The sequence below is a fragment of the Streptomyces sp. NPDC005863 genome (genome assembly GCF_042871345.1).
In the GTDB taxonomy this organism is placed as follows: domain Bacteria; phylum Actinomycetota; class Actinomycetes; order Streptomycetales; family Streptomycetaceae; genus Streptomyces.
Map to the genome: position 1 here is coordinate 63459 of NZ_JBIAII010000006.1, position 12436 is coordinate 75894.

At 74.3% G+C, this 12436-nt stretch carries 10 protein-coding genes; 4 read left to right on the forward strand and 6 right to left on the reverse strand.

Annotation, left to right across the window (positions count from 1 at the left end; all coding sequences use genetic code 11):
* Nucleotides 1-147: 147 nt before the first annotated feature.
* From ACFYO9_RS21810 to ACFYO9_RS21820, 3 genes are all read right to left on the reverse strand, one after another.
* On the reverse strand, nucleotides 148-1788 hold the full coding sequence (locus ACFYO9_RS21810) for a transporter (protein ID WP_388666501.1): 1641 nt from the start codon (nucleotides 1786-1788) through the stop codon (nucleotides 148-150).
* Nucleotides 1785-2612, reverse strand: a complete 828-nt coding sequence (locus tag ACFYO9_RS21815; protein WP_358775060.1) for an ABC transporter ATP-binding protein — start codon at nucleotides 2610-2612, stop codon at nucleotides 1785-1787. The genes ACFYO9_RS21810 and ACFYO9_RS21815 overlap by 4 nt, the downstream gene beginning before the upstream one ends.
* Nucleotides 2613-2716: 104 nt before the next feature.
* On the reverse strand, nucleotides 2717-3376 hold the full coding sequence (locus ACFYO9_RS21820) for a bifunctional DNA primase/polymerase (RefSeq protein WP_358710492.1): 660 nt from the start codon (nucleotides 3374-3376) through the stop codon (nucleotides 2717-2719).
* Nucleotides 3377-3752: 376 nt separating this feature from the next.
* Between ACFYO9_RS21820 and ACFYO9_RS21825 the strand changes: the two genes are divergently transcribed.
* Both ACFYO9_RS21825 and ACFYO9_RS21830 read left to right on the forward strand, forming a co-directional pair.
* The gene (locus ACFYO9_RS21825; RefSeq protein WP_355807843.1) at nucleotides 3753-5141 is read left to right on the forward strand and encodes a transcriptional regulator; all 1389 of its coding nucleotides are present in this window, start codon (nucleotides 3753-3755) and stop codon (nucleotides 5139-5141) included.
* 159 nt (nucleotides 5142-5300) lie between these two features.
* Nucleotides 5301-7433, forward strand: coding sequence for a hypothetical protein (locus tag ACFYO9_RS21830; protein ID WP_358775058.1), 2133 nt, complete (start codon nucleotides 5301-5303; stop codon nucleotides 7431-7433).
* Between the two features lie 40 nt (nucleotides 7434-7473).
* Here the strand turns inward: ACFYO9_RS21830 and ACFYO9_RS21835 are convergent, their stop codons facing one another.
* Nucleotides 7474-8748 (reverse strand): ABC transporter substrate-binding protein, encoded by a 1275-nt coding sequence (locus ACFYO9_RS21835; protein ID WP_358775056.1) that lies wholly within the window; start codon nucleotides 8746-8748, stop codon nucleotides 7474-7476.
* Between the two features lie 118 nt (nucleotides 8749-8866).
* Between ACFYO9_RS21835 and ACFYO9_RS21840 the strand changes: the two genes are divergently transcribed.
* Both ACFYO9_RS21840 and purU read left to right on the forward strand, forming a co-directional pair.
* Entirely contained in the window at nucleotides 8867-9367 is a 501-nt protein-coding gene (locus tag ACFYO9_RS21840; RefSeq protein ID WP_358775055.1) for a hypothetical protein, read from the forward strand.
* A gap of 57 nt (nucleotides 9368-9424) precedes the next feature.
* Nucleotides 9425-10303, forward strand: coding sequence for a formyltetrahydrofolate deformylase (purU, locus tag ACFYO9_RS21845; protein ID WP_355807835.1), 879 nt, complete (start codon nucleotides 9425-9427; stop codon nucleotides 10301-10303).
* Between the two features lie 18 nt (nucleotides 10304-10321).
* On the opposite strand, the gene ACFYO9_RS21850 is transcribed toward purU, so the two are convergent.
* Both ACFYO9_RS21850 and ACFYO9_RS21855 read right to left on the reverse strand, forming a co-directional pair.
* Entirely contained in the window at nucleotides 10322-11710 is a 1389-nt protein-coding gene (locus tag ACFYO9_RS21850; protein WP_358775053.1) for a zf-HC2 domain-containing protein, read from the reverse strand.
* Nucleotides 11707-12318 (reverse strand): sigma-70 family RNA polymerase sigma factor, encoded by a 612-nt coding sequence (locus ACFYO9_RS21855; RefSeq protein ID WP_358775051.1) that lies wholly within the window; start codon nucleotides 12316-12318, stop codon nucleotides 11707-11709. Before ACFYO9_RS21855 ends, ACFYO9_RS21850 begins: the two co-directional genes overlap by 4 nt.
* Nucleotides 12319-12436: the final 118 nt, after the last annotated feature.

The following is a 12436-nucleotide window of genomic DNA, read 5'->3' on the forward strand; positions in this document are numbered from 1 at the left end:
CAGCCGGCCCAATCCCAAAGCAGTCACCCGACCCGCGAGCCGCCGGTACGTCCGGCCGGCTTCCTTCGCCCGGATGTGTCCGGTGCGGCAGGAACCACGGCTCGCGGGTCGTCTGCGTTCAGGGCCCTTCAGGGCTCTTGAGGGCTGTCAGCCTCTGCTCACCGCCGTGAGGATCTCCGGCAGTCGGCCCGCCAGGCGCGGGGCCGCCAGGTGGAGGCCCAGTTCCGTGATCACCGCCCCGTACACCGTGCCCACCGGCAGCAGGAGCCAGCTCCACGAGGCCGCGCCCGACGCGTGCAGCCAGATCGTGAGGGCGAGGACCGGCGCGCACAGCAGGGCCGCCGCGACCATGCCGCCGAAGATGGAGATCCAGGCGAGCCCGGCCTGGCCGGGGGCCACGTTCTTGTAGCCCTCCTGCGGGATCGAGTACGGGAAGCGCGTCGAGGACCACGCTCCCGTGGCCAGCATCGCGCCGAGCAGCGCGAAGGAGAGGCCCAGGATCTCCGGCAGGGTCGGCCACTCGCCGAGCACCGCCACCGTCACGACGGTCACCAGCACCGCGTACGGGACGGTGATGAGCAGCAGCGCCAGGGCCCGGCCGCGCAGCTCCACGTACGCGTCGCGCGTCGAGGAGATCGTCGTCGCCACCATCCAGAACGCCGACGTGTCCTGGCCGAACTGGTTGTACATGAGGATCCCGAGCATGCCCGCCGCGAAGCAGGCGAAGTAGCCGGAACCGGTGCCCTGCAGGGCGTTGAAGAGCGGCACGATCAGGCCGATGGCCAGGGACGTGACCCAGGCCGCCTTGGTCTTCGGGTCGCGCCAGACGTAGCGCAGGCTGCGCTCCATGACGGTGCCGGTGCGGCCCGCGGGGAGCAGCCCGCCGAGGACGCCCGAGGCGCGCGACGTGCCCTTGTCCGGCTCGGCCGCCGCGAGCGTGGAGCCGTCCGGCGCCGTCATCAGGCGGGTCAGGCTGCGCTGCCAGAGCGCGAGCAGTGCGGCCAGGGCGGCGGCGGCGACGGCGAGTTGTGCCGCGCCGGTGGCGTACGCGCCGTCGCTCACCGAGTCCACCGCACCGAGCGCCGCGGCCGGCGGGATCCAGCGGACGACGTCCGCCGCCGGGTCGAGCGTGGACAGGCCGGACGAACCCAGCCGCTGCGCACCGAAGTTGACGACCTGCGCGCCGACCGCGATGACGAGCCCGCTCAGGACGGCGAGGTCGCGCCCCTTGCGGCTGGTGAGCAGGCGGGTGTTGGCGGCGGCGACCGCGCGGGCCAGCGCCACGCAGATCAGCACGGTGAGGGCGACCGCGACGACGCCGATGACGGCCGCCGCGGCCCCGTGGGCCAGGGCGATCGCCGAGCCGACGGCGAGGCAGAGCGTGAACAGCGGGCCGATGCCGACGAGGGAGGCGACGAGCAGCGCCCGTACGAGGGGGCGGGGGCGCAGCGGCAGCATCACCAGGCGCGTCGGGTCGAGGGTCTCGTCGCCGCTCGCGAAGAACAGCGGCATGACGGCCCAGCCGAGGGCGAGCACCGCGGCGAGCAGGACGCACACGGTGGCGGCGTGGGCGTTGCCGCGCAGCGCGACGAGGCCGAGGAGCTGGAGCGCGGCGACGAGGAGCGCGGCGACGACGGACGCGAGGTAGGCGGCGCGGCGGCCCGCGGACTGGCGCAGGCCGTTGCGCAGCAGGGACAGCTTCAGACGGACGAAGACCGGGGTGATCGCCGGGTGGGTGCCTCCGGTGCGGGGAGCGGCGGTGGCGCTTGCGGGGCGGGGCGCGGTCACCGGCTGCCACCGCCCAGGCCGCCACCCAGGCCGCCGCCCACGCCGTCACCCGCACCGGAGCCGCCCAGCCAGTCGAGGTCGGAGCCCGTGTCGCGGCCCCCGGCCCCCACGAGTTCGAGGAACGCCTGCTGCAGCGAGGGCGCCGCGCCCCGCACCTCGGCGAGGGTGCCGTGGGCGCGGATGCGGCCCGCGGCCATGACGGCGACCCAGTCGCAGAGCGACTCGACGAGCTCCATGACGTGGGAGGAGAAGACGACGGTGGCGCCGGAGGCGGTGTAGCGCTCAAGGACGCCGCGGATGGTCTGCGCGGAGACGGGGTCGACGCCCTCGAACGGCTCGTCGAGGAAGAGGACTTCGGGGTTGTGGAGCAGCGCCGCGGCGAGCCCGATCTTCTTGCGCATGCCGGTCGAGTAGTCGACGACGAGTTTGTGCTGGGCGCCCGCGAGGTCGAGCACGTCGAGGAGCTGGGAGGCGCGCTTGTCGACCTCGGCGCCGGGCAGGCCGCGCAGCCGGCCGGTGTACGCGAGGAGTTCGCGGCCGGAGAGCCGTTCGAAGAGGCGCAGGCCCTCGGGCAGGACGCCGATGCGGGCCTTGACCTCGACGGGGTCGCGCCACACGTCGTGCCCGACCACCTCGACGGTGCCGTGGTCGGGCCTGAGCAGGCCGGTGACCATGGAGAGGGTGGTGGTCTTGCCGGCGCCGTTGGGGCCGACGAGGCCGATGAACTGGCCCGCGGGCAGGCTCAGATCGATGCCCGCCACCGCGATCTGTTCGCCGAACCGCTTCCAGAGCCCCTGGATCCGTACCGCCGTCGCTTCGGTCACCTTTGCCGCCCTTCGCCGCTTCCGCCGTGCCCGCACGATACGTCGGCGGCGGTCCGGTCCGTGGTCAGCGGGTCAGCGGGTCAGCGGGTCAGTGGGTCAGAGGGTCAGCGGCGCGCTTCCCTGCCGCACGCGTACGCCAGCGGCGACATGATCTCCTCGGCGTCCGGCAGCCACCGGTTGGCGGCGGTGGGGCGGCAGGCCCACTGGACGGAGCCGGTGGCGCCGTAGCGGGTGGGGGGTGCGGCGACGTAGGCGCCCTCGCCGTGGCAGACCAGGTCGATGGCGGCGGGCGGCCAGCCCAGCGTGCGCACGAGGTCGGGCACCTTGGCGGCGGCGCCGGGGAGCACGAAGAACTGCATGCGGCGGTCGGGGGTGCACGTCACGGGGCCGAGCGTGAGCTCCATGCGCTCCATGCGGGCGAGCGCGAGGAATCCGGCGGTCTCGGGCACGTCGATGGCGTCGAAGGTGCGTCCGGTGGGGAGCAGGATCGAGGCGGTCGGCTGCTTCTGCCAGAGCCTGCGGGCCACGGTCGCGCTGCCGGTGGCCTGGGTCGCCCAGTCCTCCCTGGCGGCGTGCGCGCCGGGCGCGTCGCACGCGGTCTCCCCGCACGAGCACCGCTCGACGCCGTCGACCGACTCGAGCCAGGTGCCGGGGAACACGTCCCAGTGCCGCTCCTCCGCGTACCGGACGGCCGTGTCCGGCAAGCCTTCTCCGCGCTGCTTCGGGATCTGCGCGGCTGACGTGACTCCGATGGTCTCTTCCACGCAGTTCTCAACTCCCGGTGCCACCTCGGGTTACGGGTCGGGACGCGGGTCGGGACAGGGGTCGGGATACGGGCGCACGCGTGGGCGGGGGAGGAGCATCGATCCTGCGCTTGGGGCGCATGGGTGCATGGGTGGGGGCGCGCAGGGGGATTGGCTGCCGGGTGCGGGTAGCCAGGTCACGGGCAAGCAGAGGACGCCTCGGAGGAAGCCCGGGGACCGACAGGTCCGTACAGATCGGCACTTGTAGTACTTCATGGCTTCTTTTGCTTCTTCTGTGGCGCATCTTCGCCTTGCCTCAAGGGCATTGATCATCGTGTGGCGGTCCACCGCGGCCGTCCGGTTCCGATGGTCCACGGTGCACTCAGGGGGTTACGCCATGGCCGCAAGGCCGCTCGTCGCGCGACAGCCCAACGAAAGGCTGCAGGCGCTCATCCAGGAAGCCGGCTGTTCCAACGCCGGGCTGGCCCGCAGGGTCAACATGTGCGGCGCGGAGCACGGTCTCGATCTGCGCTACGACAAGACGTCGGTGGCCCGTTGGCTGCGCGGGCAGCAGCCGCGCGGGCGGGCGCCCGGCATCATCGCGGAGGCGCTCGGCCGCAAGCTGGGCCGGACCGTCACGATCGACGAGATCGGCATGGCGAACGGCAAGAACCTCGCCTCGGGCGTGGGCCTGCAGTTCTCGCCGACCGTCCTCGGCGCCATCGAGCAGGTCTGCGAGCTGTGGCGCAGCGACGTGGGCCGCCGCGACTTCCTCTCCGGCTCGTCCGTGGCGGCCTCCGCGCTCGTGGAGCCAAGCCGCGACTGGCTGATCTCCTCGCCGGACTCGCAGGTCGGCAGGAGCGCGGGGCCGCGCGTCGGGATGTCGGACGTGGAGGCGGTCAAGGCGATGACGGAGGCGCTGACCAAGCTGGACCACCAGTTCGGCAGCGGCCATGTGCGGCCGGTCGTCGTGCACTACCTCAACTCCGTGGTCTCCGGGCTGCTCGCGGGCTCCTACCGGGAGGCGGTGGGGCGTGAACTCTTCGCCGCCGTCGCGCGGTTGACGGAACTCGCCGGGTACATGGCGGTCGACACGGGGCAGCCGGGCCTCGCCCAGCGCTACTACATCCAGGCGCTCCGGCTGGCCCAGGCGGCGGGCGACCGGGGATACGGCGGGTATGTGCTGGCCGCGTCCATGAGCCACCTCGCGGCGCAGCTCGGGAACCCGCGCGAGATCGCGCAGTTGGCGCGGGCGGCGCAGGAGGGCACCCGCGGCAGGGTCACGCCCCGCGCGCAGGCGATGTTCTACGCCGCCGAGGCGCGCGGGCACGCGCTGCTCGGTGACGCGCGGGCCACGCAGGTCGTGGCGGGCCGCGCGGTGGAGGCGATGGACCGGGCGTCCGGCGAGGGCGAATCCGGTGACGACCCGGTGTGGATCCGGCACTTCGACCACGCGTATCTGGCCGATGAAATGGCGCATTGTCACCGGGACTTGGGCCAGGCGGAGGCGGCGGCCCGCAGCGCCCAGGAGTCCCTCGACGGGCACCCCGAGACGCGGGCGCGGCGCCGGGCGATCGGCCTGGTCCTGCTGGCCACGGCGCAGGTGCAGCGGCGCGAGGTGGAACAGGCCTGCCACACCGGCATGAAGGCCGTCGAGCTGCTCGGCACGCTGCGCTCCAACCGCGGCGCGGAGTACCTGGAGGACCTCCAGGACCGCCTGGAGCCGTACCGGGACGAGCCGGTGGTACGGGAGTTCGGGGCGCGGGTCGACGTCCAGGCGGCGTGAGGAGCGCGTGAACGCACCCCGGAACAGCGTTTGGGCGGAAGGTTTTGTTACTTCCGCCCAAACGCGGAGGGCGGTGATCCGAGCTGCGTGGCAGAGGGATGTGGCGACCCGGTAGCGTGACCCGACGGTTCCGTAGGTCCCCCATATGTAGGAGTCCCGGTGACGCAGCAGAGCGGTCAGGGCGCTGCTTCCTCCGATCCGCAGCAGCCCGCGGCCCGGCCCGCCCACGAGGGCGTCGTGCTGCCCGCGGACGGCAGTGAGCCGCTCTTCCCCGACGCCGCGGGCCGGCACAGCGCCCCGGCGGGCGGCGACCCGTGGGGGCAGCCCTGGGGGCCCGAGACGGCGGGCCCGCCGCCCGGCCAGGGCCAGGAGTGGGGCACGCCGGTCCACCAGCCCACGGCCCAGCCCCTCCCCCCGGAGGGCACGACGACCCAGCCCGCGGGCCCGTACGCGTCCGGCCAGTACGGCACGCAGCAGGGTTACGGCGGCGAGAGCTACGGGGGCCAGGGGTACGGCGCCCCTCAGCAGCCGGGCTACGGCGCGGGGTACCAGGACCCGCAGGGTTACGGATACGGGGCTCAGCAGGGCCGGCCGAACCCGTACGGCGAGCAGGCCCCGCAGGGATACGCGGCCCAGGCGGGCCAGCCGGAACCGCAGGCCTACCCCGGCCAACCCGCCCCCACCGGGCGCCACGGCCAGCAGGACCCGTCCCCGTACCCGGCCCGGAACGACCCCTCCTACGGGGCCCAGCCCACCGGCTCGTACGGCACCGACCCGTACGGCACCCCGCAGGGCGACCGCACCCCGCAGGGCGACCGCACCCCGCAGGGCGACCGCACCCCGCAGGGCGAGGGCGCGTACGGGGCGCACCAGGCGCACGGCGCCCACGCTGCGCCGCAGCAAGGCCATGGCGCCCACGCCGCGCCGCCCGCGAGACCGGGCGCGCACGCCGCGCCACCGGCCGGACAGCCCCTGCCCGGCGGCCGCGGCGCCCAGCCGCTGCCCCCCGCGGCCTCGGAGCCACAGGCACAGCTGCCCTCGGCCACGCCCTCGGCCACGCCCTCGGTCACGCGCCCGGCGAGCATGCCGCTGCCGCCCGTCGCCGCGCCGGGAGCGTCCCCGGACAGCGAGGCCACCCAGTACATCGCCCCCGTGCCCGCGAGCCCGGGCGGCGACGAGGGGGCCACGCAGTACATACCCCCGGTGGGACCCGGCGCCCTGCCGCCCGAGGCTCCCACCGCCCCCGCTCCCGCCGCCGACGCCACACAGTTCCTGGGCCGCACCCCCGCGTCGGGCCCCGCCCTCGGCGCCGCCCCCGGCCCGCTGCCTGGCGCCATGCCCGGCGGTACCGCCCCCGGCGCCGCATCCGACAGCGAGCCCACCCAGTTCATCGCGCCCATCCCCGGCGCCGCCGCCCCCGCCCCCACCGGCCACGGCGCGCCGCCCGAGCCGTCCGGTGCCCCCTACGGGATCCGCCCGGGCGCGCCCGGCGACCGGCAGCCGCCCGCCGAGTTCGACAGTCTCTTCCGTACCGAGCCGGAGTCCGAAGGCCCCGCCTCCACGCAGCAGATGCCCCGCGTCCAGGCGCCGGGCGGCGTGCCCGCCCCCGAGCCCGCGGGCGGCGGCCGGGGCGGGCCCCGGCGCGGTGCCCGCACCGGCCGCACCGGCTCCAAGGTGCCGTTGATCGCCGCCGCGGGCGTGGGCATCGCGGTGCTCGGCATCGGCGCGGGCGCGCTGCTCAGCTCGGGCGGCGGGGACGACGACGAGGCGAAGGGCGACGACAAGGCGGTCTCCGCGTCCGCGGACCCCGACGAGCGGCCCTCGCCCGCCGCCGACCCGGCCAAGGCGCAGGCCGTCGCCCTCGACCGGCTCCTGGCCGACAGCAACAACAGCCGTGACACGGTCATCGCCTCCGTACGCAACGTGGGCAAGTGCCAGAACCTCGGCCAGGCCGCGAAGGACCTGCGCGGTGCGGCCAAGCAGCGGGGTGGACTGGTCACCCGGCTCGCCGCGCTGAAGGTCGACAAGCTCCCGGCCAACGACCAGCTGACCGCCGCCCTCAACAAGGCGTGGAAGGCGTCGGCCGCGGCCGACAACCATTACGCGGCGTGGGCGGACCAGGTGGCGGGCAAGAAGGGCTGCCACAAGGGGCGTGCCCGCAACACCCCGCAGGCCGCCGCGGGCAACCGCGAGAGCAACACCGCGACGACCGCCAAGCAGCAGGCCAGCGGCCACTGGAACGCGATCGCCCGCAAGTACGAGCTGACGGAGCGCAACAGGACCCAGCTCTGACCGGGTCCCGCCCGGGCCCGAGCCCGGGGAGGAGCGGCGGCTAGACCGTCTGCTCCAGCGTCTTCTGCACGTTCACGAACCCCTCGCGGGCCGGGACGAGGCGGCCGTCCCGCACCACCTGGAAGGTGACGGCCGAGTTGATCAGGCGCGGGAACTCGCTGGCCGCGAGCAGGTCCTCGAACCGCCAGCTCAGCCTGGGCGTGAGGCCGCCCGTGCCGACCCGCAGGCCGCCGTCCAGGGCGCGGCGCAGGGTGCGCGAGGACACCTCGCCGCCGTCGAGCGACTCGACGACCTGCTTCAGGACGGTGTACGCAATCCACGTCGTCTGCACGCCCGCGTCGGCCGGGTCGACCCGGTTGTCGCCGAACGCGTGCTCGCGGATGACGTCGCGCATCCGGTCCCACCGGGCGTCGGTCGTCGCCGGGTACCAGCCGGTGACGTACGCGCCCTCGTACGGGCCGCTCGCGCCGCCGGTGCGGTCGACGAGGGACTGGTCGACGCTGCCGAGCACCGAGGAGATGCGGACCGGCGGATAGTCGTCCCTGGTGCGGCGGAAGGAGTCGTAGAAGGTGTCCGTGCGCGCGCCGAGCGCCGCCGTCACACAGCCCTTCGGGGTGCCGGCGGACTTCAGCGCCTGCTCGGCCTGCGGGGTGAGGTCGGTGCCGTCCTCGGGGGCGCGGATGTCGGCGACGGGGCGGTGGTGGCCGTCGGCGAGGCCCTGGTTGAGGAGCTTGGGCAGCTCGTCGCCGGCGAGGGTGTCGGGGCGGACCAGGGAGACGCGGTCGCAGCGGGCGGCGAGCTGGCGGCCGTTGCCCGCGAGGAGGGCGGGCTCGCCGCCGTTGACGGGGTAGGAGAGCGGGCTGCTGAACTCGTCGTCGGTGATGCCGTAGCCGCCGATGTAGGGGATGCCGGCGCCCTCCAGCGGGGCGAGGAAGGAGCTGCCGTGCTGGCTGTACGCGCCGACGACCGCCGCCACGTCGTTGTCGACCGCCTCCCGTGCGCAGGCGGCGGCGCCGACCGTGTCGTTGTGGTCGTTGCAGGTGAGGACCTTCAGCTCGTGGCCGTCGAGGCCGCCGTGCGCGTTGACCCAGCGGGCGTAGGCCTGCGCCATGGCGGGCATGCCGGGCTTGTTGGTGGCCTTGGTCTTCTCGGGCGCCCAGGTCATGACGGTGATGGGGTCGTCCCTGGAACCCCCCGTGGTGCCAGGGATGACCCCGCAACCGGATATCAGGGACGTACACGCCGCCACGGCGGCCGCGGAGAGCAGAGCGGTGCGGGTGGGGCGGGGGAGGAAGGTGCGTCGCCGGCCGGTCATGTCCCTGCACGATGCCGTTGCGCGGCCAACCGTGGAGTGACTCGCCCTCAACGGAAAGTGACAGGAAGGTGAACGGGCGGGGCCCGGTTCGCGCGCCCGGGGTGGGAACGTACGATCCATGACCGTGCAAGGTTCGGAGAACACTTCCCGTCGCGGCCGTCGCTCCAGCACCATGGGGGGCATGCCGACCAACGACATGCCGTGGTGGCGCTGGCGCAGCAACGTGCGCTCGGCGCTGCACATGCTCTCCGACCCCGCCTTCCAGCGGGAGTGCTGGCTCGCGGGGCGCGAGGAGTACGGGGACGTGACCGACGCCGTGTACCGGCTCGTCGAGGACACCTGGCTCGACAACTGGTCCGCGGAGAAGTACGTGGGGACCATCTTCCGCGACTCCCAGGAGGCGGCCCTCGTCGACACGGCCGTGCTGCGGGTCCTGCGGATCATGCACGAGGTGGGGCCGGACGCGCTGGTCTCCGTCTATCTGGAGCACCCGGGGTGGCCCGAGGCGGTCCGCGCCGCGCGCGACGCGCACGTACGCCTCGCGGCGGGCGACGGGGAGGACCCGGACGTGGAGCCGAAGACCCTCGAAGTGCTGCGGATCCTGACCCGCTCGGCCTGAGTCCGCCGCGCGGAAGGCCCGCGCACGGCGGCTGTCACGTGTGGGAACCTAGGCTCCATGAACGAGCAGTCCACCGCCGCCGCCCCCGCTGAGCAGTACGTCCTCACCCTCTCCTGCCCCGACAAGCAGGGCATCGTGCACGCCGTGTCGAGCTACCTCTTCATGACCGGCTGCAACATCGAGGACAGTCAGCAGTTCGGCGACCACGACACCGGACTGTTCTTCATGCGCGTCCACTTCTCGGCCGAGTCCCCGGTGACCGTCGAGAAGCTGCGGGCGAGCTTCGCCGCGATCGGCGACTCCTTCCACATGGACTGGCAGATCCACCGCGCCGAGGACAGGATGCGGGTCGTCCTGCTGGTGTCCAAGTTCGGGCACTGCCTGAACGACCTGCTGTTCCGCTCCCGGATCGGCGCGCTGCCGGTGGAGATCGCCGCGGTCGTCTCCAACCACACGGACTTCGCCGAGCTCGTCGCCTCGTACGACATCCCCTTCCACCACATTCCGGTGAACCGGGAGAACAAGCCGGAGGCCGAGGCCAGGCTCCTGGACATCGTGCGCGAGGAGGACGTGGAGCTCGTCGTCCTCGCCCGCTACATGCAGGTGCTCTCGGACGACCTGTGCAAGGCGCTCAGCGGGCGGATCATCAACATCCACCACTCCTTCCTGCCGAGCTTCAAGGGCGCGAAGCCCTACCACCAGGCGCACGCGCGCGGTGTGAAGCTGATCGGCGCGACCGCGCACTACGTGACGGCCGACCTCGACGAGGGCCCGATCATCGAGCAGGAGGTCGAGCGGGTGGGCCACGGCGTCACCCCCGACCAGCTGGTGGCGATCGGCCGTGACGTGGAGTGCCAGGCGCTGGCGCGGGCCGTGAAGTGGCACGCGGAGCGCCGGATCCTGCTGAACGGCCGCCGCACGGTCGTCTTCGCGTAAACCGTGCCGGCAGGGCGGCTACATCCGGCTCAGTGAGGCCGCCGAGAACAGCACGTCGCGGATGGCCTCGCGGTCGCCGTCCTGCCCGGCGGCCGCCTCCTCCGGCGAGACATGGCCCGCGGCGAGCCGGCAGAACTCGACGCCGTCCAGCGCCACATGGGCCACCTCGTGGTCCCGGGACGCGGTCGCCGCGGGCGAGTCGAGCGGGATCAGCCACTCGCCGCCGCCGTGCCCCTCGATCTCCAGACGCAGGCTGCGGCCCGGCGCGCCCGCCGCGACCAGGCCGCGGGAGGGCGTGGCGAGCCCGGAGCGGCGCCGCCCGGCGAGCGTCCCCGGCAGCAGGCGCGCGGCGAGGTCGATCATGTGGTGGAGGTGCCGGGGCGCGGGCGGCGCGTACGGATAGTCGACGGCGTCGGCGATGTCGCCCGCGTGGATCCAGCACTCGAAGGCGCGGTCCGTCATCGCGTCGCGCAGCGGCAGTTCGACCGCCCGCGCCTCGGGCCCCGCGCCGTCACCGGGGGCGGGCACCGGCCCGTACGGCACCGGGAGGCGGCCCGAGCCGTCGCCGGCGAACGACACGGTGCGGATCAGTTCGTGCGTCTGCTCGCGCCAGGGGGTGCGCACCGCGCGGGTGGGCGGGAAGTACGAGGCGCGCCAGTACGCCTCCGTGCGGTGGTCGGGGTCGCGCGGGACCCTGACCTCGGCGCCGAGCGGGTCGTCGAGGCCGAGGGCGAGCCCGACCATGCCGTCGACGGCGATGAGGTGCGCGATGACCCCGGCGACGGTGGTCTTCCTGCTGACCGGCCCTTCGTCGTCGAACCAGCGCAGCCGCACCGGGGCGTGCCACTCCGCGTCGCCGATGTCCTTCAGGAGGGCGTCGAGGCGGGCGGTCTCCGCGTCGTACGGAACGGCCCACTCCGGCACCGGGATGCGGGGCGGGCGGCGGCCGAGGCAGCTCTCCAGGACGCGGGTGCGCAGGCCCGGGTCGAGGTCGAGGCTCTCCTCGGGACGCAGCAGGCCGACGGCGTCGCGCAGCCGCAGCGCCTCCTCGGCGCAGGGGCCGCAGTCGCCCAGGTGCTCCTCGACGGCGAGGGCCTCCTCCGCGGAGCAGGCGGAGAGCGCCCACGCGCCGAGGAGGGACTTCAGGACGGCATGGTCGAGGACGAGCGGCGGGGCGGCGGGCGCGGCTTCCGGGGGCGGGCCGGGTACGGCCGGACCGGGCATGGGCTGGCCGGGCACGGGCAGACCGGGCAGGGGCAGGCCGGTGTCCTCGACGGAGGCGCGCGGCATCGGTATGCGCGGCCCGGCACCGCTCCCGTATGCCCCGCCGCCGAAGCCACCGGAACCGTCCGTACCGCCCGTGCGGTCCGGCTCGTCGTGCGGTTCGGGGCGGTCGGCGCCGGTCACAGCGCGGTCCCGGGGCCGGGCGAGGCGCCGCGGCGGGCGCTCCGGCGTGGGTCGGCGGACGGGTCGGCGGCGGCGTCGTTGGCCGTGGAGAGCAGCTGCAGTCCGAGGCGGAGCCTGCGGCGGGCCTCGTCCTCGGTGACGCCGAGGTCGGCGGCGGTCTGGCGGTAGTCGCGGCGCTGGAAGTACGCGAGCTCCAGGGCGGCCCGCAGCGGGGTCGGCATGGCCGTGACGATGTAGTCCGCGCGGGCGGCCACGGAGGCGCGGCGGACCTTGCGCTCCAGGTCCTCCCTGGTGCCCTCGCCGCCGCGGGCGAGGGCGGCGGACTCGGTCTGGCGCAGTCTGCGGACGGCCTGCCGGTGGGTGAGCGTGGCGATCCAGGAGCGCAGCGGGCCCTGGCGGGGGTCGTAGGCGTCGGGGTTCTCCCAGACGTGGGTGAAGACCTCGCGGGTGACACGGTCGGCGGCCGGCTCGTCGCCGAGGACGCGGTGGGCGAGGTTGTGCACGAGCGAGGCGAACGTGTCGTAGAGCTCTCCGAGTGCGGCCGCTTCGCCGTGCGCGAGGCGTTGCTGCATCCGGCGGTCCCAGCGCCGCGGCGCGTCCTTCGGCATGCGGCCCCCTCGTGCGCTTGCCCTGTTCTGCCTTCTCGTGCTGCCTTCTCGTGCGCCTTCTCGTGCTGCCTTCTCCGACCGTACTTCCCGCGCGGCGGTTCGTGTTCCTGACGCCCCC